General features: G+C 37.2%; 20 protein-coding genes and 1 pseudogene. 13 read left to right on the top strand and 8 right to left on the bottom strand.

All coding sequences use genetic code 11. From position 1 onward, the window contains the following. Nucleotides 1-278: 278 nt before the first annotated feature. The 8 genes from SUSAZ_08840 (at nucleotide 279) to SUSAZ_08875 (ending at nucleotide 8,947) form a co-directional block, all read left to right on the top strand. A complete protein-coding gene (locus SUSAZ_08840) occupies nucleotides 279-1,937 on the top strand; it encodes a potassium transporter TrkA (protein ID AHC52024.1) in 1,659 nt (552 codons plus the stop codon). 431 nt (nucleotides 1,938-2,368) lie between these two features. Beyond that, on the top strand, nucleotides 2,369-2,896 hold the full coding sequence (locus tag SUSAZ_08845; protein AHC52025.1) for a hypothetical protein: 528 nt from the start codon (nucleotides 2,369-2,371) through the stop codon (nucleotides 2,894-2,896). A 473-nt stretch (nucleotides 2,897-3,369) separates the two neighbouring features. After that, nucleotides 3,370-3,534, top strand: a complete 165-nt coding sequence (locus SUSAZ_08850) for a hypothetical protein (protein AHC52585.1) — start codon at nucleotides 3,370-3,372, stop codon at nucleotides 3,532-3,534. Nucleotides 3,535-3,653: 119 nt separating this feature from the next. Next, the gene (locus SUSAZ_08855) at nucleotides 3,654-4,655 is read left to right on the top strand and encodes a hypothetical protein (protein AHC52586.1); all 1,002 of its coding nucleotides are present in this window, start codon (nucleotides 3,654-3,656) and stop codon (nucleotides 4,653-4,655) included. Nucleotides 4,656-4,681: 26 nt separating this feature from the next. Then, the gene (locus SUSAZ_08860; protein AHC52587.1) at nucleotides 4,682-5,527 is read left to right on the top strand and encodes a hypothetical protein; all 846 of its coding nucleotides are present in this window, start codon (nucleotides 4,682-4,684) and stop codon (nucleotides 5,525-5,527) included. Nucleotides 5,528-5,552: 25 nt separating this feature from the next. Beyond that, nucleotides 5,553-6,212 (top strand): hypothetical protein, encoded by a 660-nt coding sequence (locus tag SUSAZ_08865; GenBank protein ID AHC52588.1) that lies wholly within the window; start codon nucleotides 5,553-5,555, stop codon nucleotides 6,210-6,212. A 363-nt stretch (nucleotides 6,213-6,575) separates the two neighbouring features. Continuing rightward, the gene (locus tag SUSAZ_08870) at nucleotides 6,576-8,093 is read left to right on the top strand and encodes a sodium:proton antiporter (protein AHC52026.1); all 1,518 of its coding nucleotides are present in this window, start codon (nucleotides 6,576-6,578) and stop codon (nucleotides 8,091-8,093) included. Between the two features lie 179 nt (nucleotides 8,094-8,272). Continuing rightward, on the top strand, nucleotides 8,273-8,947 hold the full coding sequence (locus tag SUSAZ_08875) for a hypothetical protein (protein AHC52027.1): 675 nt from the start codon (nucleotides 8,273-8,275) through the stop codon (nucleotides 8,945-8,947). Between the two features lie 145 nt (nucleotides 8,948-9,092). Here the strand turns inward: SUSAZ_08875 and SUSAZ_08880 are convergent. Further along, nucleotides 9,093-10,060 (bottom strand): annotated as a pseudogene (locus SUSAZ_08880) (cyclase). 502 nt (nucleotides 10,061-10,562) lie between these two features. Between SUSAZ_08880 and SUSAZ_08885 the strand changes: the two are divergent. Further along, nucleotides 10,563-11,003 (top strand): hypothetical protein, encoded by a 441-nt coding sequence (locus SUSAZ_08885; protein AHC52028.1) that lies wholly within the window; start codon nucleotides 10,563-10,565, stop codon nucleotides 11,001-11,003. 47 nt (nucleotides 11,004-11,050) lie between these two features. Here SUSAZ_08885 and SUSAZ_08890 read toward each other — a convergent pair whose 3' ends face one another. From SUSAZ_08890 to SUSAZ_08900, 3 genes are all read right to left on the bottom strand, one after another. Further along, nucleotides 11,051-14,023, bottom strand: a complete 2,973-nt coding sequence (locus SUSAZ_08890; protein AHC52029.1) for a hypothetical protein — start codon at nucleotides 14,021-14,023, stop codon at nucleotides 11,051-11,053. 231 nt (nucleotides 14,024-14,254) lie between these two features. Further along, nucleotides 14,255-14,995 carry a glutamine amidotransferase gene (locus SUSAZ_08895; protein AHC52030.1) on the bottom strand — a complete coding sequence of 247 codons (741 nt, stop codon included), beginning with the start codon at nucleotides 14,993-14,995 and terminating at the stop codon, nucleotides 14,255-14,257. Nucleotides 14,996-15,125: 130 nt separating this feature from the next. Continuing rightward, nucleotides 15,126-16,340 (bottom strand): MFS transporter, encoded by a 1,215-nt coding sequence (locus tag SUSAZ_08900; GenBank protein ID AHC52031.1) that lies wholly within the window; start codon nucleotides 16,338-16,340, stop codon nucleotides 15,126-15,128. Between the two features lie 284 nt (nucleotides 16,341-16,624). Between SUSAZ_08900 and SUSAZ_08905 the strand changes: the two genes are divergently transcribed. Continuing rightward, nucleotides 16,625-18,100, top strand: a complete 1,476-nt coding sequence (locus SUSAZ_08905; protein AHC52032.1) for a beta-galactosidase — start codon at nucleotides 16,625-16,627, stop codon at nucleotides 18,098-18,100. A gap of 216 nt (nucleotides 18,101-18,316) precedes the next feature. On the opposite strand, the gene SUSAZ_08910 is transcribed toward SUSAZ_08905, so the two are convergent. After that, on the bottom strand, nucleotides 18,317-18,613 hold the full coding sequence (locus tag SUSAZ_08910; GenBank protein AHC52589.1) for a hypothetical protein: 297 nt from the start codon (nucleotides 18,611-18,613) through the stop codon (nucleotides 18,317-18,319). A gap of 50 nt (nucleotides 18,614-18,663) precedes the next feature. On the opposite strand from SUSAZ_08910, the gene SUSAZ_08915 reads away from it, so the two are divergent. Next, nucleotides 18,664-18,759 (top strand): hypothetical protein, encoded by a 96-nt coding sequence (locus SUSAZ_08915; protein AHC52590.1) that lies wholly within the window; start codon nucleotides 18,664-18,666, stop codon nucleotides 18,757-18,759. Nucleotides 18,760-19,063: 304 nt separating this feature from the next. Here the strand turns inward: SUSAZ_08915 and SUSAZ_08920 are convergent, their stop codons facing one another. From SUSAZ_08920 to SUSAZ_08930, 3 genes are all read right to left on the bottom strand, one after another. Next, entirely contained in the window at nucleotides 19,064-19,246 is a 183-nt protein-coding gene (locus SUSAZ_08920; protein ID AHC52591.1) for a hypothetical protein, read from the bottom strand. Continuing rightward, complete coding sequence (locus SUSAZ_08925) at nucleotides 19,246-19,611, bottom strand: GntR family transcriptional regulator (protein ID AHC52033.1); 366 nt, start codon at nucleotides 19,609-19,611, stop codon at nucleotides 19,246-19,248. The genes SUSAZ_08920 and SUSAZ_08925 overlap by 1 nt, the downstream gene beginning before the upstream one ends. 634 nt (nucleotides 19,612-20,245) lie before the next feature. After that, complete coding sequence (locus SUSAZ_08930; protein ID AHC52034.1) at nucleotides 20,246-21,547, bottom strand: MFS transporter; 1,302 nt, start codon at nucleotides 21,545-21,547, stop codon at nucleotides 20,246-20,248. Nucleotides 21,548-22,074: 527 nt separating this feature from the next. On the opposite strand from SUSAZ_08930, the gene SUSAZ_08935 reads away from it, so the two are divergent. Together SUSAZ_08935 and SUSAZ_08940 are read left to right on the top strand one after the other, a co-directional pair. After that, nucleotides 22,075-23,034 (top strand): cellulase, encoded by a 960-nt coding sequence (locus tag SUSAZ_08935; protein ID AHC52035.1) that lies wholly within the window; start codon nucleotides 22,075-22,077, stop codon nucleotides 23,032-23,034. 323 nt (nucleotides 23,035-23,357) lie between these two features. Further along, nucleotides 23,358-23,582: a hypothetical protein gene (locus SUSAZ_08940; protein AHC52592.1), complete on the top strand. Its 225-nt coding sequence runs from the start codon at nucleotides 23,358-23,360 to the stop codon at nucleotides 23,580-23,582. Nucleotides 23,583-24,202 lie beyond the last annotated feature (620 nt).

A 24,202-nucleotide genomic window follows, 5' to 3' on the forward strand; every position in this document is an offset into this window, starting at 1 on the left:
TATGAAAATGAGAGATGTCTCTCACAGGTATTTTACATGTGAAAACTGTGGTTATTTAACGTGATTGCAGTTTTGTATGGGAGGATTTCTCTGAGCCTTTCGACTTGCCCCATATAAGGGATTTAAACCCGAATTGATGAGGGGATCCCTCATGGCGGAGAGGAAGCTAGTTTAAAACTCATTATTAGTTAATCTCTTCTTCGTTTATGATAAGAACTATTTATACGTATATATCATGATAATTACATATATATGTTTGTTATTCCATCTAAAGGATAATGAATTCAATTCAGATATATCTTATCCTAGCTACATTCTTGGTCTCAATAGGCTTACTGATAAGTAAGAAAGTGAGATTTGACATAGTAGGTATAGTATCGTTAGTTGTCCTCATCTTGATAGGTGGAATTTCAGTAAACCAAGCCTTAATAAACCTTGCTAACCCAGCTGTGGTAGTCTTAGGTAGTTTAATGGTGATAAGTAAGACTCTTGAGAAGTCAGGCTTTTTAGAGAGTTTTGGAGAGCTTATTTCATCTAGGTTAAAAAATAAGTATGTAATATTTGGGACTCTTTTAGTCATCACTGCTCTTTCATCAGGTTTCATGAGTGATGTTGCCCTTACTGCAGTGCTTATACCAGTATTCTTTTATGTATCTAAGAGATTTAATGATAGTCCATCAAAATATCTCATACCATTGTCCTTTACAGCTATCTTAGGCGGAAGATACACTATTATAGGTACGACACCTAATTTAATACTAGACCAATTATGGTTTGAGAAAGAAGGGAAATTCCTCCCTCTGTTTCAGTTTGCACCAATCGGGCTAATAGTGGTTGCAGTAGGTCTTTTGGCAATGGTCATAATTGTACGTATTTTACCATCAAACTTAACTAGGGTGGGAAATGTTGAGGATTTCAAGATTTCCAACTACTTAGTAGAAGCCAAAGTGGAAGATGGCGATTTAATCGGAAAGTCAGTAAAGTACCTAGAAAAACTTGGGGTGAAGATATTAGACATTTACCCAAGGAGGATAAGTTTTGGTCCAAGAACAATACTTAAGGGAGACCTGTTATTGTTACAGGTTAGCCCAGATAAGTTGTCTGTTCTTACATCCATACAAGGACTTAAACTGGCACCGTCGTCTGAGGAGGTCAAAGGGGAAGACTTATATGAGCTGCTGATCCCATCAGGATCAGAGGTAGTCGGGAAGACTTTAGCAGACCTAGAGCTGGATTTCGTCTACGGAGTTAAAGTTCTTGGAATATCGGGAAAGTTCATTAGGGGGAAACTAAGTAGGGTAACTCTAACCCCAGGAGTCATATTACTGGTTCAGGGAAAGGAAGAGAGGATAACAAAAATGATGAATAATTTAGGGCTCGTCCCACTCTACAAGAGGAGTGTTAAAATATTTAATGTGAAAAGAGGAGTGCTTGCTCTGTCTTCACTTGGTCTATCCATTGCACTATCGTTATTGGGAATTAACATAGCAGAGGCGTTTTTGGTAGGCTTAATTCCTGTTGCCGTAATGGAGTACAGAGAGATTTACAGGAATATAGAATGGTCTATTCTTGTTTTTGTTGGTACTTATATTTCCATGGGTGATACCCTTGCGTCAACTGGGTTATTAACACATATACCACTCATAGGGAACCCAATAATATTATTCTTCATAACAGCCTTAGTAGCTAACTTTGTTAGTAACACTGCAGCAGCAGTTATCTTGGGACCAGTTGCACTAACTATGAGTAATCCGTTATTAGCTTTAACAATTGTAGCCATGGGAAGTTCATGTACATTTATAACCCCGTTCAGTCATCAAGCTAATCTTTTAGTTAGCGAAGCCGGAGGTTATAGAGTGAAGGATTTCCTGTTGGCAGGTTCTATAATGCTGGTCATTGTAGGATTAGTCACATTGCTCTTTCTTGGGCAAATTTGAATCTACATAGTCGTTAGAACAGATTAGACATGAGTTTGAACTGAAACACTTTTCCACAATTAGGGTTAAATTATGAACAAAAAAGGCAAGTCTGCTCTTAATTCAAATAACGACAGGTCATGAGTTTATAGAGGAGGCAATCTCTTGTCGTCAAAAAGAGTAACAAGTAATGTGATTTAAAGCTGACTTCCTCACCTCCCTGGAGGGCCAGGCTTTCGTCATTTTGTAAGCTATGCCTAATAATTTCCCCGCCCGTCCTAAATTATGGATTCTAGTTAAATTCCTGTAAACATTTTTACATCTAGAAATGATATCAGGTGAGTTCTCTCGTATACCTACTCAATCCCCAGAAACAACTACTACAAGAAAAACAAATGATTTATACCTCAGTTACTTGACTTTATATCATGCCAGATATATTATATTTATTACTGATATCTGCTCTTCTAGGTTTAGGACACGGACTGGATGCGGACCATATTGCAAATGTTAGGATTTTTAAGAGCTTAAAGAAAATTTTCCAATTTTCTCTTTTTCATTCTGCAGGATTTTTGATAATGGCCATTCCGCTTAGTCTGTTGTCTCTAGTCACGATCTTGGAATTTCCCCTCCTAATAACTTCCTATTCCATAGGACTACTGGTTAGTGGGCTGTTACTTTACGGGACTGTAAAGGGAAAGGAATTTGAAATTGAGCCCAAGAGCCTTGGACTACTTCAAGGCGCATTAGTGATCAGTCCTTCTAAACTAATAGTGATAACACTAAGTCTAATGTCCGAGAACATACTCTATTCCGTTCTTATATTATTTGTCTTTATAACTACTTCAGTATTGTCTTTCATGATATTCTCTTTATTAAACTTTATTCCAAAGAGGTTTGATAAAATAGTCAATATTCTTATATCTATAGGTAGCATCATTTTTATTCTGTATGAATTCATTACAACAATTATACACTAATTCATGGTTTAAATAGACATTAATAAAGTGAGGGAATGATGAATCCATGATTAGCGCAATGGATGTATTAGACAGTCTAGTTGACTCCCTCCTTACTATTTATCGTGAGGCTTTCCTCATTTTGTAAATACAGTTTATATTTTAGTTTATAAAGAAATATTAGGTAGACATTAAAAAATCTTATAAATTCCTATTAGAATATATTATAATGAAATATTAAGGAAGATAAATCTTGTAACAGAAGAACAAATAAATTTAAGATTTTGATCGCACCTTTAGTGTCTTTAGCTATAGTACCTATGGGAATTTTACCGATAATATCTAATGCATAATATGTCTGGTCAACTTAGTACGTCTACACAGTCAATTCTATTGGTCAGAAAGGTACTGAAGTGAACGTTACATTATACGCGATACAAGATCCCTCAGGCTTGATAGATACACGATTCAGTTATACCAACCATAATGTGTGGGTGGCATGGTGGTGCTTTTTAGGATGTTATGCAGAAATAGATAATGTTAATAGGAGTGTAACCCCATACGCCATATACGAACATGACCAATGGAGACAAGGGAGTGCTATCTCAGGTTATTCTGGATGGACTAACGTAGAATTACAAATAATAAATGGTCAATAGGTAATCATGAAATTGAGTTGTGAACTAGACGGCCAGAATCAAAATCTGATGCCAATAATAACACAAATAGAGCAGTGGAACCATAATATTGTACTTACAGAGCCCGGTACATTAAGTTGATGGTCATGAAAGGCATTTCATATCTTCTTGCCTTTGTCATTTTGTTTGGATTATTATTTTATCTGGTAATTTACCCATATGCAGTTCTGTTTGTGAAATATCTCCAATCTCATAAGGACTTTGATCAAGGGGCTTGGGCTACCTATCATATCTTTGTGGAGATAACTATAGTGGATAGGTTGACTAATCCTACACATATTATGGATTACGCCTATGAGTTTAAGCTTAATTTCTCATATTTCAGTAATGATGTCGTTAATGCATCAATTACTCTAATGAATCAGAGAGTAACAGATAATTACCCTAATAATTATACCACTAATCCATATTCCTCTTGGATCCTAGTAAATAAGAGCAATGACCTTTTTGAGTTTTTCTTCCCTGAGAGTAACTCCCTTATGATTGGGAGGTACTACAATCTATCCATCTGCCCTAATACAGGTGATACAAGATTTGGACCAATTTTAGGTATGCCATCAAATTTAGGCGTCCCTTACAGACATTATGCGTCAAACTTGATCGATCACATTTTAATATCTGCTGATATAAGTATAAACTGTTCCATCATGAAGGGCGAACCCACGATGCTCCATTTCGACAATTATGGGAAGCTCCAAAAAGGCTATATACTACTTTACTATTCACAGGACTTTTCACCTATAGGTGCAGGTGACGCTCCTGGAATTCTTAGAGTTGAAACCTTCGTAAATTACGGTTCACCGTTACTGAGCTTGATTACATCCAATTTCAATATTCCCCAACTGAATATGGTGTTAAACGAAGCTAAATCAATAATCCAAAAACACTTAATGTTTAACCAGAGTCTTATTGTAGATGATATAGTCACTCTTTACGAAGGGACTAATCTCGATAGCACTAACATCCTCCCGGTCGAGCAGAACTTCTTAGGTGGAGTAACTGCAGCTTATTTGTCCATAACTCCTGTCTCGGAAATATTAACATTAGGTGTTATAACAACTCTATTTCTGTTCTTTAGATAGGGAATAGGTAACCGTGGGCTGATCACATGAGAATTACTGCAAGAAATCTCGTAAAAAAATTCGGTAAGTTTTCAGCGTTATACGACCTGAACTTCGATGTGGATGGGGATATAATCGCAATAGTTGGTCCAAACGGTAGTGGAAAATCAACACTCCTAAGTATAGTTGCCGGTCTTAGGCACCCTAGCAGGGGTAATCTCTATCTAGAAGGTATCGAGCCGTATAAAAGAAGGGAGGACATAAGCAAATATATATCGTACTCCTTTGAAAAGCCTAGGTTTGATCTGAAAATCAGAGTTAGAGATGTATTAGAAGCGTGTAGGGAAACTTGCAAAGACTATGACCATATAGTCTCTATGATGGACGAGGTTGGCATAAAAAACTTAGAGGACAAGTCACTCTATCAGCTTTCCAGTGGTCAGTCACAACTATTAGCCCTATCATTGGCTCTTTACTGTGATGAGACCTACATCGTCATATTGGATGAACCTCTCTCCCACTTGGATATCAGATTTCAGCATTTGCTCATAGATAGAATATACCAGAGAAAAAGAACGGTTTTTACTACGCATGTAATGGAGGAGGCTGAGTTGATCGCAGATAAAATACTGATTTTAGAGGATGGCAAACTTAAGTGGATAGGCGATAGTCGGGATGTATATCAGTACAGCATATATGAGGTCATTATACCTAGGCAGAACTATCAAAAGGCAGTCGAGATGCTCAACTCCTCTGGAGCAGAGATCATAACGAACTTGGGGACCAGTACCTTAGTCAAAAACGTTAAAGAAGAATATCTAGTAAAGTTATTTGACGAGAGATTGATTATAGGCTTCAGAAGGGCAGGACTTAGGGTGAAAATATATGGGTAGGCTTAAAAGCGCTGTTAAGTGGTACATGAAAGGCGGAATATTTAACCCTGCACTCATAGTGTTTTACTTACTACCAACCATTATTATATTGATTTCATCAAGTAATTATAATATGTTCTTACAAAACTTTGTGGTATACGTAGATATAATCCTCACACCCGTAGTCATGACAGTAATGATGACCCACTTTATTAGGGAGAGACAAGTCACCATATTTGAGCTAAACCTAGTGAAAAGTTATAGAATTATCTTCTTATCAAAGATCATATCGTTCTTAATAGCATCTGCAGTCCAATTTATTCCACTATTTCTGATATTATATTTTCAAAGACTACCAAGCGAAATAGGGATAGCTATACTCTCAAAAATTCTCATGTATACCATGATCCTGAGTGTAGGGATAGTATTGGCAGGTCAAAGAAGTACATTGATCTTTTTTATACTTGCAAACATACTATTACCTTACATACCTTCAGCGATGTTAGGTAGAGCACTCACATACCAGTACACATTAGATCCCTTAAGCAGCGTATTCAGCTACACTATAACTCCAATATTGGCTACCACTAGCAGACATTTATTAAGTATTAGTCTGCCTACAGTACAGGTAGCTTCAACCGTGCTTTGCGTCGTTATAATATTAATTTGTTACATTATTTATATGAGAAGAGAGTGGAATGTGTAGAAGTGCAGATACATTATCAATTCACAAAAATTAAAGAAGTGTTGTGTACATTTACATTAGTACATCTACATGAGTGTGTAAGGCAAAGTAAGTCTCCGCTTTTCTATTTATGATGGATTAAAAACTCCAATAGCCTCTCAAAAAAAAAAAAAAAACGATGTTATATTCTTTATAGACAAAGGAGAAGTAGAATTTTTTATATAACCATTTAGGTAGACTATTGATAAACAAAGGGAAGTTGACATTATGAAGTTTACATGTTTTTTGTTGATTTCTAAGTAAAATCGGCATGACTAAGGGCAAAGTAATTGCCTTCTAATTTAATTAACCTTATATAATAACGTATTTTTACTTACAACTAATATGAACACCCTTGAAATCACACTTTTAGACCTCGGCATTATGTTGATTTTATCAAAGATCGCTGAGCAAGTATTTTCTAGGCTAGGCTTAATCCCTTTTGTGGGGTCCATATTCGTAGGAATTGTTCTAGGTGAAGGGGTCACCAACTTAATCCAGGTAAACACAATAATCTCGTTTATATCATCTCTAGGTATAGTATTTCTACTCTTTCTAGCAGGTGCTGAAGAAATAAACACAGAGTATAAGATTAGTAATAAACTGCTCTTTACTACTATTATTCAAATTATCTTGCCCTTCCTTCTCATATTTCTTATTTTACATGAGGTTCTTAATATACCGGATTACTTAGTACTCATAGTCCCTCTAATTATGACCAGTGCAGGTCCTTTAACTAGACTACTGATTGACTTAGGGATAAGTAGAAATGAAGTTGGAGCAAACCTGTTCTATCAAGCAACGTTAGTAGAAATTATCTCCGTGATTTTATTCTCGATATTTTCACAGTTCAACAAAAATTTGCTCCTAGTAACATTGGAGATAGTATTAATCTTCCTCTTGATACTCATCTTAGGTCCCTTTATAACAAGGGTACTGGAGAAAATTGAAGGTTACATAAAAGTTAGAGAAGTAGAATTTGCAAGTATAATTTCACTTGTGCTTATAATTGGTTTCTTGGCTGAGTTCTTCAACTTCAACTCTGCCATAGCTGCACTATTTCTTGGTTTCCTACTGAGAGACTATTTTAAGGATAGACCGGACCTCCTAGAGAAGCTACATGGGTTTACTTATGGCTTTTTTGAGCCTCTATTTTTCGTCAGTATAGGTTTATTCTTTGTCAAAATTAACCTTCAAATACTTGTTGTGGGTTTCATCCTCTTCTTATCTGTCTTGGTATCAAAGTTTCTTGCAGGTTTAATTTCTGGTAAAATAATGAGAAATGATCCAATTACAAATGGTCTAGGGACATCAACTAAGGGAGGAGTTGACGTTTCATTACTAATTAGTGCGTTGACTGCTGGTATAATTACCCCAATTGAGTATTCTTACACAACTCTAGCAATATCTCTCGCCTCATTAGCTATTCCGTTGTTGTTCAAGCTAAGGACAGGCTATAGGGTAAGTCATGGAGAGCGGGTAAAGCTTAATACTAAACTATCCTCCCTAACGAATGTTACATCAACAGTTTTCGTTAGTTGTGATAACACTTTGAGAGAGGCAATATTAAAGATTAATGAGAAGGGTGTCAGAGCACTAGTTGTTGTGGATGAAGAGATGAGAGTAGTAGGTTTAATAACTGTAAAGACTTTGCTTGAAATAAGTCCAGACGATTACGATAATTTGAGAGTTTGTCAGGTTTATCTTGATGATGCTGAAATAATTGATGAGGACTATAAAGTGTCTGACGCATTGAGAAAATTTAGGGAATCAGAGACGCCAGTGATAGCTGTAGTAGATAAGAGAAGAAAATTGAAAGGAACAGTTTATGAAAGAGAGTTGTTGAGGTTTCTAATGGGCTGAGAGCATGGAAGTCTAGATGACAAGAAGTAATTGTATTCGTCGGATATCAGGTGAAATAAGAAGTATATCGCGGCATCCCTATGTTACTGTTAAAAGATAGTAGACTCAGCAAGATTTTTATATAGAAATACATTTAGTTGAGGACAAGTATTTTATTGCTGTAAGTAGATTAAATATCTGTGGTAACTGCTGAGGAGATAAAAAAAGTACTAGTAGAAAATCCTTCTATTTTAGTGGATGTACTCACTGCTAGACCTGAGATAATTTATCAGGTCTTATCAAGATTAACTCCTTGGCAGAACTTAGCTACTAAAACAGACCTGGAGAATTTAAGAAAAGACATTGACACTAAATTTGATACATTTAGGAAAGAATTAGAGGGGAAGATGGCTACTAAGGAAGACCTTCAGAAGATGGCTACTAAGGAAGACCTTCAAAAATTGGAGAAAAGACTGATTACTATGATTAATGGCATAGGAGCGAGATGGGGAGTAAAGAATGAGGATTCCTTTAGGCAAGGAGTAGTAGAATTACTCAGTGATGTAGGATTTACCGCTAACAGAGAGCTACTTTATGACAATACAGGCTATGTTTATGGTGATCCGTCTGATGTAGAAATAGACGTCGTACTAAAGAATGGAAAAGTGATAATGATAGAAATAACTTCTGGTATCAGGAGAGGGGATGTGGGAATAATACTCAAGAAGAAGGAATTTTATGAAAAGGCTAAAGGAGTTAAGGTAGACGAGGTCATTGTAATTACCTCAATTATTGAGGACAGGGATCCTGACAGGGTCAAGGCTAGGGCGGAGAGCTTAGGAATTAAAATCATAACTCCATCAGACATCCAGTAAAATGACTGTAATGTGTCTTCACTGGCTTAATACACACAAAAAGTAAGTTTTACCGTAAGATTTAGACGTATTATGATAACGTCATTAGAGAAGCTAACCTCAAATCATGTTGCTACAATCGATTCAATCCTTATTCCCTTCACCCTCATTTAATCGCTATGGGGTTAACAGGAGAACCCACAGCACCTTCAAATAGTAAAGGTTGAGCCACAAACATAAACGTGAAGAGTTTGTCCTTTCTACAATGATCAGCTAACTCCTCAAGCTGACTTCCTCCCCGCCCTAAAGGGCGAGGCTTTCATCATTTTGTAAAATATTTCACCTACAGTTAAGCCCATATTTGGGATAACTACATCATGCCATGGTTGCATTATCTCCTCTACCTCATTAGGAATAACTTCCAATCCCCATGTGTCACTTGCGACACCAGCGACTCTCTTCTTATGTAACCTTATTGCATTATCTAATCCAAATCCTGGAGCAGGAGTATAGCGCGCAAAGTCCTCCCAGTCACCTTTTCTCAAATATCTAGCCATATGTCCTAATGAGTAAAAATCTCCTTGTCTAATCTTAACATTTTCAAACTTGATTATATCATCCAAATCCTCGGAGGTTATAACTTCACCTGGCTCTAACCATTCCACACTCCTGAAAGATGGAAAGTCCAATAACACTCCTCTGCCTACTACCTTATCCTTGATATTTGCAATATCGTTTTTGAGTGCTCCGGATGAGTTCACCAGAAAGGCGTTGTAGCCATTCCACGTTTTACCTTCAAAAAATATATGACTCAAGGCCATCCTATTATGTAGCACTCTGTAAAGGCATTATAATTATATCGTCAGCCTAAGAGATATCTTTCTGATAAATTCTCTTCGTCAATTCACTCTGGGCAGCACTTATCACATCTGCACCAGAGGCTGTCATAAGATGGATAGGGTTAAATCTGCCTCCAAATCCTCCTCTTTGAAGACCTGAGGGATCAAAATTTAGTAACAACGAGAACACTCTCCCTTCCTTTACCTCCCTGGAGGCTTCAACTACGGACTCATTAGTTACGTAATTTAGAGTCCCCATCTCGTCATCTTTTCCCCATCTACCCCAGTTTCTCACTGATAAAGCAATCTTCTTCTTAAATTCCTCTAATGTATATTTTTTCTCTATCCCATTAACAATCAATATTTAACCTATTAAGTAAATTTAAAAATCTTCTTCCAATAGCTACAAGAAGTAAGTTAAGCTGATTAAAAATTTGTAGATTCTTACTACATAAAATATCTCGTTGTTTCAGTTGTATAATTTTTAAAACCTTTTACACTTCTGCGTTGTACTCCTTACTCACACGGTTACAATTACCTCTCCAATTCGTACATAAGAGACTATACACCTCGTGTAGATCGCAGAACTTCATAGGTTGAGTAGTGTTATAAAGAGAGGCTTTCGTTATTTATGCATCTGACCTCCTTTCCCCTAGGGCGAGGCTTGTCGTTCCTTTGCCATGAGACTAAGAGATCCTTATTGTACAAATTGACCACAAGTAATTTCTCATAACTATACTTAATTTTAAGGGTAGGACTATTTACTATTCTACTCCATATGTAAATTGTGAGCCTGAATGTCGTTACAGGTCTACTCTGTTCCTTTCTGGACGGAAAAAGAGTACAAAAGAGAGTTTATAAATAAGACCCTAGAAGTGCCTGTGGGTGGGTCTATTTTCTACTATGACATCCCTAATAATCCAATGGTATACGTAAGCGAGACTAAAGGAGTGTTATACATAAACGGTTCATGTTACTGGGAACCCATGGTATATATGTTGCAAGACATTAAGAGTGAGTTCCTCTATAACGTAAATGTATTAGCCCACTCTCTGGGAAAATCTATAACAAACGAAAAGGACGAACTATTGGGAATTGATGATACAAAGAAAGCAGAGAAGAGAAAATATTACGTGGTAGTAGAAGATACAGAAATCGGATTCTATTATAATTTGTATTTACCTTACAATGGCAGAAATGGATTCATAGAGATAGTGCACTACTTCAGGAAAAAGTGAAAAAATAGATGGGCAAAGAGGTAAAGTAAACTGGCATCAGAGTGTATCTAAGGTCTCTTTTTATGTAATAAAACACCTGTCACTACTATTCCCAAAACAACTATAATGATCAAGGCTCCTATTCCAATAATTACTGGTAAGTTAATGGTCTCAGTAAGGTTTTCAACCAAAGGTCTATTTACAACTAATTCCGCACCAGGAGAGACATTATAAGTGCCAATATACTTGCCAGTCATGTAGAACGGTATATTTGCATTGAGAACTACTGTTGAACCGTTATTATACCATGACGAGTTTCCATTTATGGTGACTAAATACTGTGTTTCAGTTTTTATCTCTATTGTTATAGGACTCGTTACTATGAGGTTGGAGGAGATAAATGTTGGAACCAGTCTCTCGTTGTCTGAGACATAATACGTGTAATTTATAACCTGTATCTTTGTTTCACTGTTTACCCAAGATGAGTTTAAGGTTGTTTCAGTCCCGTTAACTAGAGCTTTAACAGGAATAGGAGATATGACGTTAATGTAATACTGTTTTATGAAATTGGCTGAAATATTTAATGGTCGATCTACGGTAAATGACTTAAAGGAAATATAGGTCATAACGTACCTTTGATCATTGGATATGTATATTGTTATGTTCTCTATCTGTATTTTTGTTCCGTTGTTGTACCACCCTGTTGTCAGCGTCACATTAGTTCCGTTAATTAGTGACTCAACTGGTAAGATGGAGTTAACCGTTATGTACATCTGAGTTACTGTAGTCACGGTAATTATCATAGGTGAGTTTATCATGAAGTTTAGCCCTGGGGAAATTCCACTTAATATAATTCTGACGCCGTTAGTTACGGGGTACGTCTCATTAATTATTGAGATATTAGTACCTTGAATATACCACCCTGAGTTCAATGTATTTTTGGTGCCATTTACGTAAGCATAGACAATCACAGGGGTTTTCACTGTCACGTAATACTCGTTATAGTAGAACGCTGTAACATTTCCTGGGGAACTGATGACACCTGTTGGGGATAAGTCTACCCACCTTTCATTGTCTCCTTGTAAGATGTTTTGAAAATAGTACTGAGAGTTTGAATCGACCCAGACTGTAATAGGGACTGTACTCTCATAACTCTGACCGAATGAGGTGTATTTCAATTGAGGAGTTGGATAACCTGAACCTCCCTGTACTATAAAGTTAAAGTTCACTAGGTACTGTTGGTAATATGTAATGTATATACTAATGGAACCGTTTACTGTGCCATTTATAGGTGAAGTGCTTGCCCACCTTATATTTCCCGAACTCACAATTTGTTGTACGTTGTAGATTGTACCAGTCGGCAGATAGAGGGTTTCCCCCGGACTTATTGTTAAGGTCGATATAGTGCCGTTAGGAAATTGAAGTGTCAATGTTGGTGAGGTAGGTAACTGCGAACCTATTACGTTTATATTAAATTTTACCGAATATAAGGCTTGGACATAAACTGAAAATGTAGCCCTCAAGTAATATCCGTTCAATAGGTCAAGTATCACTGTAACGGTATAAAATCCGGGGGACTGTGGGTAAATCCTTAAATTTACACTCCCGTCTCCATTTAAATTAAGGTACACCTGAGATAGAGAGTAGCTCAGTCCACTTGATGAATTAACGTAAATGTACGCAGGACCTTCTCCTATTATGTTTATTGCCTCGTTATATGATTGATTAGCATATAGCTTTATCAAATCACTGGAGAGGTTTAATGCAAATCTCTCAGTATTCACCACATTAAGACCTTTGTCACCTGGGGAGTAACCCTCATAAGCTAACTGACCATTTTGATACACTAGGATCGAGTAAGGCATAGGATATAATGTCAGGATGAACTCTCCTCCAGTAAAGTAAAACTGCTGAATATTAGACGAATCAGAGAATGGTACTGAGAAATTATATACTGTCGCATATCCACTCTGTACAGGAGTGCTAACTTTAAGGACTGTCACGGAATTATAATTCCACAATTCACCCAATGAGCCACTACCTGAAGTCAGCCCTGCCACGGGTAATCCCGTATAAGTATAATAGTAATATGAATCAATTACATTCTCAGCAGACTCTCCAGTATCTGAACCAAAATTATAGGCATTTTCAACTTCTTGAAAGTTATGACCATTCCAGAACAACAGTTGGAGATAAACCTCAGAAGAGTAAACATACGTTGTTGAACCACCACCCGGTCCTGCTAATACCATTTCAGAGTCCCAAAATGTTCCGTAACCATTGTACTGAAACCCATCCACCATGAAGTATACCTGAGATGAACCCTGTGCATTAGTAACAGTAACAGTGTCATAAAGTATCCACCCATATCCGTCATTATAATAGAAATAGATTACTGGCTCCCCTAAGGAATTGGTGGAAACATTTACAAGTAAAAACACAGTTGCAGGCAAAGTGAGGGTTGCAGGACTTCCAGGATAACCTGATGCCTCATATTCGTAAAAAGTGGTGTTTAATCTGGAGTATGAGTAAATATTGCCATTTCCTTGGACAGAAGTTATGTATGCTTGAGGGGAGGAAAGATTCCATATATTGTCTAGTATTTGTATGATATTGTTTTGAGTATTAAAGAATGCCACATCTTGAACCCATAAGTCATAGGTATAACCATTCAAATAATAGTGCAAGTTCAAATTTAGTTGAAATGATACAGAAGTGGTGTTTGTACTCAAGCCATATAGATTTATTACACCCATCCACTGTGTAGTAGTCAAAATATAGGAACCGTTAGGGCTTAAACCATAATCAGCTATTCCCATAGGGGCAGGCTCTGAATAGTGTAAACGATATAAAGAGATATAGTCAGGAAAGTATTTCCAACTGAGTGACACATTTGGAGATATAGGTATCTCAGAATTTGGAATTATTTCGGTTTTTACGACTCTTTGAGTAGTACTTCCGACATGCATGTTCACGTATGACTGTACAAGGAGTGAAACTAATATTATGAGGAGGACAAATGATATAAGTGCTTTTCTCACAATTAATGTTTTTTAAAAAACGTTAATATACATTACCAAGATCACATTAAAGTGGGAGAAAAGAAGAAAATCCTAGATGAAACAATGACTTTCTGAAACTAACGTGAAGTTTCGTAAAAATCTAACCCAGAATTTATGCTAAGCGAAATACATGGATTCTACTTCATGATAGCATTTTTCTAAGGAACACGCAGGATAGACTTGTGGTTATTACTCTTCAGTCCTCTACCATCACGTTAATCTCATCTTCTCTCCTAACTTAGTTAAGTTACCATATTCAGCCTTTCTCTCTCCTAATTCATTACAATAATATGACAATGTTGAAGAGAAAACTGAGACTCCATATTCATTATTGATGTAAAGGTCATAATAATTCGGTGAAGCACTTGTTCTACCGCTTTTAACACGATCCCAGTGAGAAGGGCTTACGTAATTCAGATAATATAGTTCTGCCTCTCCTTGTCTAGAGATGTTTACCACAATTAGGTTAAGTGCTGACTTCGTGTAGTTCTTCAAGGCTTCAACTCCCTCAGAGAGGTCTTTGTAACTTGATAGAAACTTTAAGGCTAGTTCAGAGTCGACCACGTATTCTGAGTCTATGGAGAGTTGCTTCACTAGTCCTTCCTTATCCACACTTCCATTATGGGCAAGAAAAATTGAACCGTTCTGGTTCACTTCTAAATAAGGGTGAGAAAACTGTGAACCTACGGGATTACCACTACTAGCCTGTCTAGCGTGAAATACAACAATCATCTCTTGATCGTCCAATTTAATGGGTAATCTATCCTCAAATATTGGTCTTCCACTTCTATAATGAATTACTTTATCTCTAGTTACTATGACGAACCCCCACCCGTCCTTATGGCTAGAGCCATTAAAGTATGGGTCTCTCTGGGCTGATCTACTCAAACAGTTAAACAACTCTTCAACCTTAGACCATGATGAGCCATAATAAGCGAACATTCTGCACATAGGTTTCTATTATGATGATAGATATTGATGGTTTATAAATATATCTTAAGCTAAAAACTATTCCATTTTGTTTTTAGACAAATTCACGTTGTTATAAAAACCTTTTACCTTGCTTTTCACTTTTCTGCATTTATATTTTATCTAAATTCACATTATTAGTCTCAGGTCCTATGGCTAACCCAATTATTGCTATTAACCAACCAATTGCGAATATGGAGAAGGTAGCGACGAATACGTTAATACTTTGTGAGAGCAGTGAGATAATCAGCTGTGTCCAGCCTGCTACCATAAATGCACCATTGTAAGCTGTCCCTACACCTGTAGCCCTTGAGAAGGTCTTAAACCTCTCAGCTAAGTATGCAGGGGATATTGACGAGGCTAGATTAACTAGGAATCCAAACAGGAAAGTGTAGTCTGCCAGGAGATATGTAGAGGGTAAGTGGAAATAGAGTAGTGCACCACTAATTATCCCTATTACAGAACCTATTATACCTAAAAGTTTCCTTCCCACGTAATCTGACAGAAACCCTGCTAAAAGCATTGCAGGAATCCCTATGATATTCATGTACAGTATGATTTGCCCATAATAAGCTGGGTTTAGCTTCATCACTGTACCATAAAGGACAGGTAGGAATTGTGGTCCTGCATAAATTGCCATCCAAAAACCTATCATAACTATTAGTGGTTGCCAAACGTCCTTAATACCTGATAGTGGGTTTTTGCCCTTAGCCTTCAACCACATCTCAGGTTCAGACATCTTAAACCTTATTAGAACAGCCAAAAGAGCCGGTATCATGCCAATACCAAATATTATCCTCCAGTAAGTAGTGAAGAAAGCTTTTCCGTAAATACTTGCTAAATAGGTAAAGAGGGAGTCAACTATCACAAACCCAACTAAAACCCCAGCCTGCATTAGTCCTGATAATATCCCCCTTCTCTTTACAATGCTTTCCATTGATATTGTAAAACTTCCTGCGACATCTCCACCAATAAAGATTCCCTGTAATATCCTAAGTACGGACAAGAGGACAGAGGCGAGAATTCCTATCTGAAGGTAAGTCGGTAAGAACGCAGTCAATCCTATTGACAGAGAGTATCCCAGGACTGTTATGAGCATACTTGCTCTTCTGCCTAACTTGTCACCTATATAACCAAAGAGGAAACCCCCAAGAGGTCTGGATATTATAGTGAATATAATTGGGAGTGTTGCAGCAAGTAGTGCCAACTGCTTAGGGTAAAACAATTGACCCAGTATAGAGGACGTAATAACCACTGCTCCTAGGTCGTAACCATCCATGATCCAAGATACGTATGCACCGATCACATTAGTGGTATTGTTCCTCATAAATTTATAAAAGGTGGATGAAAATAAAAGATTTTCTCAGAAAAATTTTCATATTCATAGTTGTAGATTTACTTATTATTTTAATTTTTACTAAATAGTGACAAAAACTCACCTATTAAGTAAGTCATGAAGATCTCCTTGCATCCCGCTAATTAAGCCAAGTTAAAACCATAAGAGACTCTAATACGTCGATTTTGAAACAAGCTTCCATAGTCTCAGCTCAACAATTTATATGAGGAAAAACCCGTTAAAGTAATAAAGCCTTACTCAACTTATATCTGTCTATGTTGTCATTCCCAAAGGATTTCAAATTCGGTTGGTCCCAGTCCGGATTTCAGTCTGAAATGGGGACTCCAGGTAGCGAGGATCCGAACAGTGACTGGTACGTTTGGGTTCATGATAAAGAGAATATAGTCTCACAAGTTGTTAGCGGAGATTTACCTGAAAATGGTCCAGGGTATTGGGGGAACTATAAGAGGTTTCATGACGAGGCAGAAAAAATAGGACTAAATGCAGTGAGAATTAACGTGGAGTGGAGTAGAATATTTCCTAGACCAATGCCAAAGCCTGAAATAGAGACAGGGACTCATAGGGAAACCAGTCCTGTCATTAGTATAGACTTTAACGAGTCCAAGCTGAGAGAAATGGACAACTACGCTAACCACGAAGCGTTAGCCCATTACAGGCAAATATTGGAGGACTTGAGAAACAGAGGGCTCCACGTAGTACTGAACATGTATCATTGGACTTTGCCCATATGGTTGCACGATCCTATCAGAGTGAGGAGAGGGGATTTTACAGGACCAACAGGTTGGTTGAACTCAAGGACTGTTTATGAGTTCGCTAGGTTCTCAGCTTATGTAGCTTGGAAATTAGATGATCTGGTTAATGAATACGCAACAATGAATGAACCTAATGTGGTTTGGGGAGCAGGTTACGCTTTTCCGAGAGCAGGTTTCCCTCCCAATTACCTAAGCTTTAAGCTTTCAGAAATAGCCAAATGGAACATAGTTCAGGCTCATGCAAGGGCTTATGACTCCATCAAGAGCATATCAAAAAGGAAAGTTGGCATAATATACGCAAATACCTCATATTATCCACTTAGGACACAGGACGCTGAGGCTGTGGAAATAGCTGAGAGTCTGAACAGGTGGAATTTCTTCGATACCATAATAAGAGGCGAGGTGAATAGTGAGGAAAAGGTCATTAGGGAGGACCTAAGGAACAGGTTAGACTGGATTGGTGTAAACTACTACACGAGGACTGTGGTCACAAGAACTGAGAGGGGTTATCTAGCCCTTTTAGGTTACGGAGATCGCTGTGAAAGGAACTCACTGAGTTTAGCTGATCTACCTACAAGTGATTTCGGTTGGGAGTTCTTTCCTGAGGGGCTATATGATGTACTTCTTAAGTACTGGAATAGGTATAAGTTACCGTTATACGTAATGGAGAACGGTATCGCTGATGACGCTGACTACCAGAGACCGTATTACCTGGTATCCCACATCTACCAGGTGTACAGGGCTTTAAATGAGGGAGCGGATGTAAGAGGTTACTTACATTGGTCTCTGGCAGACAACTATGAGTGGTCATCAGGATTCTCAATGAAATTTGGTCTATTGAAGGTTGATTACTCTACAAAGAGATTATACTGGAGACCTTCTGCCTTAGTCTACAGGGAAATTATCAGGAGCAATGGAATTCCTGAAGAGTTAGAACACCTGAATAGAGTACCTCCCACAAAGCCCTTGAGACACTAACAAGTTAAGGGATTGCAATTGGGGACAAACAAAAAGGGGAGTACCTAATTAACTTGAGACCCTATTTCGCTTCAAGATTATAGTACGAGTAGCAAAACAATTAGAAGGGGTAAACTTAACGTCAATCTCAGTATGAGAATGGATTTTTTATTATCATAGTTTAGTGTATAACCAACAAAGGCTCTTTTAGGCACAAAGACCCTATCTTCATCCTTATTATAATAAAAGATCCCTCCAATCCCAATACTTGTCATCGTCTATTGTTTCTAGTCCTAAATGACCATCTTTCATAGGCTTTCTTAAAAGGCTAACCTTGTACAAGAGATAAATTATTCCTCCCAGAACACACACGTAAAGTATAGAGATAGATAGGACAATTGCAATGTCTATACCTATCATTTCCCAGACTCCAAAGGATATAAGTGAGGTAAGAAGTTCAATACCTATAAAAATGATCACCAAACTTTGAACAATATACTTCCTCATAGCCTGTTCTTCTTTAAAGCTCTTCAAGGGGTTTGAAGTACTAAGTCTGTTTTTAACACCGCTGGTAGCCCAAAACTATGAATGGGAGAACATTCAGTACAATGGTAGAAATAAACTGGCTTAAGAAGACATTTATGGGAGTTTTTGGTACATATGTGATAGAACCTCCTTGACTTACAAAATGATGAAAGCCTCGCCCTTTAGGGCAGGGAGGAAGTCAGATCAATCAGAAACGTGAGAAAGTCTAACACCCATGGGATGAGTAGAAGTAATAAGTATCTCCTCTCGGTCTCATCAGTGTGTAATACTGCATACCTTATGTTGTCCCTCACCTAAATTTCTCCCCTCTCTTTCCAGCAGGTAACTTCTGAATATGACGTAGTTTAGGGTCTGTAACGAGGAGCTGAGTACTATACTTACAATTACAGCAAAGACCTAGTTTATGTACGTCATTAGAGTATATGCTATCAACAAGGCTTATACAGCAGAAGAGGAGATAACATAAGCTCTTATTATCTTCCTGTGTAAGGGCTCATCGAGTGATTTACTGATTCTTGCACCAATTAACATATCAGGAGGCTGTATGTAAGGGATAGAGACAAAACTGATCCATATCACAACTATGGTGATAAAAACTGTGAAAACGAGTAAGCATTCCATCACCTCGTATTCGCCTCACTTATAATCCTATTGATCTCATTAACTATTTCATCCCTATTCTTGTTTGATGCCAACGCTCTGTAGATTACGACTCGTAACATACTTTTCCAACTATCATCTCTTACCTCGCTCTTCACTACATATCTTCTCTTCTGGACTACAATAAAACCCTCGTTAACTAGGTAGTTGTAAGCCTTGTTCACAGTTAGCATGTTGACACCGAGCATTGATGCTAACTCTCTTATAGAGGGTAATTTATCCCCAGGCTTTAACTTACCCTTAGCTATTAACTCGATAATCTGGTCAGCTATCTGTTTATAGGTAGGAGTCTTGGACTCTAGGTCAATTTTTATTATACTTGTCATATAGCAAGTATATAATTTGAGAAAATAAAAACCTTATCTTCTAATTACAAAATGATGAAAGCCTCGCCCTTTAGGGCAGGGAGGAAGTCAGAGGAATTAGAGTTGACTTAATCGTTTTTGAGTTCGAGTGCGAGGCAGAAAAGGGAATGAGTATGTAGAAACGCAGAGATTCTAAAACACGGAATTTCATTAAAGGTGTAGAAGTCTCTCTCCATTATATATTCTCACATTAAATGCATGATTTAGGTCGAGGGAATAGAGTGTCGTGTTGACCTCTTCAAATGCAGGGCAGTGTGGTTGAACATCTAGTCAGTGATCCAACGTCGAATAAATTTGATAGTCTTGAGCATATACATCAGCCATGGATTGATGAGAGTGTAAGTTACAAATCAAATTCTTACGGAACACCTAGTCAAACCCTTAAGGACAGATGATGAAACAAGGAGAAGTGATAAGCAACTGGTCTATCGCTCCTATCAAAATGATGAGATTTGTTCTTTTTTAGTTTCGGTTCAAAACACTTTATTATATGCAAAAACATGCTAACTTATAGGAATCTTTTAGGTATAACGTGTAAAGGAGAGAAGCGCAGAAAAGAAAAAAACTTATTAGGCTTTGTTCTCGGAAATACGTTTTATTCCATTTCCTTACCTCTGGTCTCTTTTAATGCCAATAGTGCTCCTATTGATATGGCAAAATAGATAACAAATATTAAGGCGAACCAGTACCAGTTAACAGAGTAGTTCTCCCCTACAAGCGCTGCGACAATAAGTGGAGCCAATCCACCTGCTATTGGAGCAGCCATGTGGTAACTTATTCCTGTCCCTGAATATCTGTATTTAGTAGGAAAGTTTTCAGCAAAGAAGGCGGGGAGTATGGCGTAAGACCCAAGGACTGCTACTGTTATTAGGATTTGCGCGATCAGAATTAATGCAAAGTTAAGTTGCATTAACATCATCACATAGAGGAAGCTAAATATGAGCCCAAACCCGAAGGCTGTTATCATACCCGTTCTTCTTCCTAGTTTGTCCGCATATATTCCGAACAGTATTGTAATGAATATTCCTATAAGTGAAGATATAGTGACTGACAACAGGGCTAGATTTCTGGAGAAGTGTAATCCTGTTAAGAAAGTCACCGAGTAAACCGAATATAAGTAGAATCCTGCGTTCTGTGCTGCCCATGATCCTGCTAATAGAAGTATCTTAGTCCAATACTTTCTCCATACTTCTATTGACGGCACCTTAGAAACTTCACCTCTCTCTAGAATACTTTCGAACATAGGGCTCTCCATAATTATCAATCTTATGATAATACCAATGATTGCAGCTATTGCCCCTATCCAAAAGGCTAATCTCCATCCGTAGTTATATAAGCCTAGGGGAGAGTCGCTGGGAAATACCGCAAAAACTCCCAAAATACCTGAAGCCCATAATAGACCTATTGGAACTCCCTGTTGAACCCAACTTCCCCAGAACGCCCTCCACTTTGATTTAGCAGCATATTCAGTGAGCCAAGTGGTAGCTCCGCCCCATTCTCCGCCTACTCCTATTCCCTGTAAGATTCTGGAAACTGTTGCTATAACCAGTGATCCATATCCTAGGACGGAGTAACCAGGCAATAGACCTATAATACCAGTCCCTAAACCCATTAAGATTAGATCCCATAGAAGACCTGTCCTTCTTCCTAACTTGTCCCCCAAATGACCAAAAATCATAGCACCAATTGGTCTTGCTACGAAACCAACAGCATAGGTCGACAGGGATATAAGCAGAGACGTTATTGGTGACGAAAATGGTGGGAAGAAGAGTTTAGGGAAAATCAGTGTAGCGGCATATCCATACAAGAAAAAGTCGTACCATTCTATTGTAGTTCCTAATGATGTGCCTATTGCAACTTTTATGACTTGTGTTCTACTTATTTCCTTTCCAGTCACACTTATATATTGTAGATCTAATTTAAAAATTTTACTTTTTATCTTATAATATATTTATTCTTTACAAATATAAACATATCTTCTAATATTTAATAAAGCCAATAATATTTACAAAAGAATTTAAACCTTTATTTATCAAATAAATATAATTAGACAATCTCATATCGCCATACGGGTATTTGGTTAGTTCGCAAAATTGATTTAGAATGAACGTAGTTATGTCAGGTATAGTATCTAAATATAAAATCGAAAGTGATCTTCTGCCCTTATAAGTATGGCTGAGTATTTCTATTTTAAAATCTAGAAAGCTTTTTTTTCTATATCTAAATTTATTTCAGCTGAACACTCAAATTTATTAAGGAGCCCAGATAATTATTTTGACAGTTAGCGAGATCTATAAAGTATTGACTTAGATTCTGTCTAAAATCAACGAAGTCTTAAACCATAAATACTCAATTTTCTTAAAATAATTAACAAAATTCATGATCGTGTAAAATCTTTTTAACCTTTCCTTCACCAGTAGTATAATGAAATTTAGGTTGATTGTGGTATTATCTACTATTATTCTCCTAGTTTTTACACTTGTCTCTATCTTTATAGTATTATCACACTATCAATCAAGAAATGACTATATCATAACACTGGGTAACTCATATGGTGGAAAGTTTTCAATACTAGGTAACTATCAGAGCGATAGTGCTTACGCTATGGGAATGGTTTATTCTAAGAATGCCTCACTATTTATCTCACCTTTTCTGTGGAACTTGAAGAGTGCCTCAGGTTACACTAATCTCACTTATATGGGCAACATTTTGCTGGTTAATGTTAACTTTACTAATTTTGAAAAGATAAACTCGAATTTGCAAGTTGACGGTTATCCTGGAGTGATGTATGGTAAAGAAGATTGGTTTCCTTTTGCCGGAAAGACTCTTATGCCTTCCTATTTTGTACTTCCTATGAGAGTTATAAGTCTACCAAACTTTAACTCGACCTTATCATATAAGACCTATGACAACAAAGGGATAATAGATGACCTCTCGTATGATATATGGTTGACCCAAAGTCCAAATACTACATATCTACTTTTCCCTGACATGGAGATAATGATATGGCTATATTACAACGAGACACTATCTCAGTATTTTGTTAAGGCTGGTGTTATAAGGGAAAGTATCGTGGTAAATGGAACTATGATTCAAGATAATTTCACAGTATATATTTTACCTCACACAGGATCAGTGAACGGTTGGATTGGAGTATATTACATAAGTCAACTAGAATTACCTGCGGGAAACGTTACTATCCCCATGTCCTCATTAATAAAGGATTCATTTAACTATGTTAGAGGCGTATTTCCTGACTTACAGACCTCAGCATATTATTTATGTGCAATTCAAGTAGGAATGGAGTTTAATGACATACATGGGGTAGTGAATGTGGGTTATACATTGTATAACTGGACAATGACCATCCAGGATGAGATGTAAAACTAAATCTTTTTCACAGATAGAGAGCTCATTTATTTTATATAATGAGGAGAGCCTTAATCTTTAGGGCAGGGATGATAAAGTATAAAAATCCCTATTTCTCAAGTCATTTCTGTGAGTAGGGAGTTAATAAAGATGGGTTAATAATCAGGGCTACAGTCACTCTCGATCTTAGACTATCCTAGGAGCTTATCTTTTTATAAAGACTGGCAAATTAGAGAAGTTAGACTATTACTTAGAGGTGGCAGAGCATTTCTGAAGATAACTTTTCTTAAGGGCTAAGAGAGCCTATTGTAAATGATGGTATTGCTGTTGAGATTAATATGAGTGAAATTATTGTTTGTAAGGACGATAAGGATTATATTAGGTTTCCAACTCGTTTAGAGGATGCTCACAACTACAATAGCTTAGCTGAGAGTTTGGAGAGAAAATATGATAAGAGATTGAAAGAGAATGAGAAAGTTCTAAACAGGATTAAGTCTTATCCTAGAATAACTAGAAAAGTCTTGGAAGACTCTGCTAAGAAACTTGGTAAGTGGGTTTATTAATGTAGCTATTTACACGTTTTAGTTATCTTCTAAGAGGACTGAATAATAAAAACATAATAAAACATGATAAGAAGTCACAGACTTGTCTTGGGGATATTTCGTGCAGTACCGTCGTGTTCAATAATGGATTAAATGGGAAGCTGAGAAGAGTGGTTTTAGAGGTGATATTTATTTATCCTCACTATTCTTCTACCAAATGTGGAAGGGGTGTAGGGTAAGTGTTCTCTCACAGGTATTTTTCATGTGAAAACAGAGGTTATTTAAAATGATTGTTATAATGAATTTGTATGAGAGCGGTTCTTTATGTCTCTCAATTGCCACTCACGTGAGAGATGTAAATACGAATTGATGAGAGGAACCCTCATGGCGAGGAGGAAGTCATATATTTGCTGGAATAAGTATATAACCTCATCTATTACACTTTTTCTAAGAGTTACTCTCTGACCCTATTGATCGTCCCTATCATAGTTCTAATGATAGGATCTTCATTCTTCACCTACTTTGAGACATAGATGAACTATGTGTATCGGGTAAACTTTAAGGAAACCGAGACTAATATTAAACTCTTTCTGGGCAGACTGTTAGGTGGAGGATTTGGGGAGCACTCGGCAATATCTATA

The organism is Sulfolobus acidocaldarius SUSAZ, assembly GCA_000508305.1.
Lineage (GTDB): Archaea > Thermoproteota > Thermoprotei_A > Sulfolobales > Sulfolobaceae > Sulfolobus > Sulfolobus acidocaldarius_A.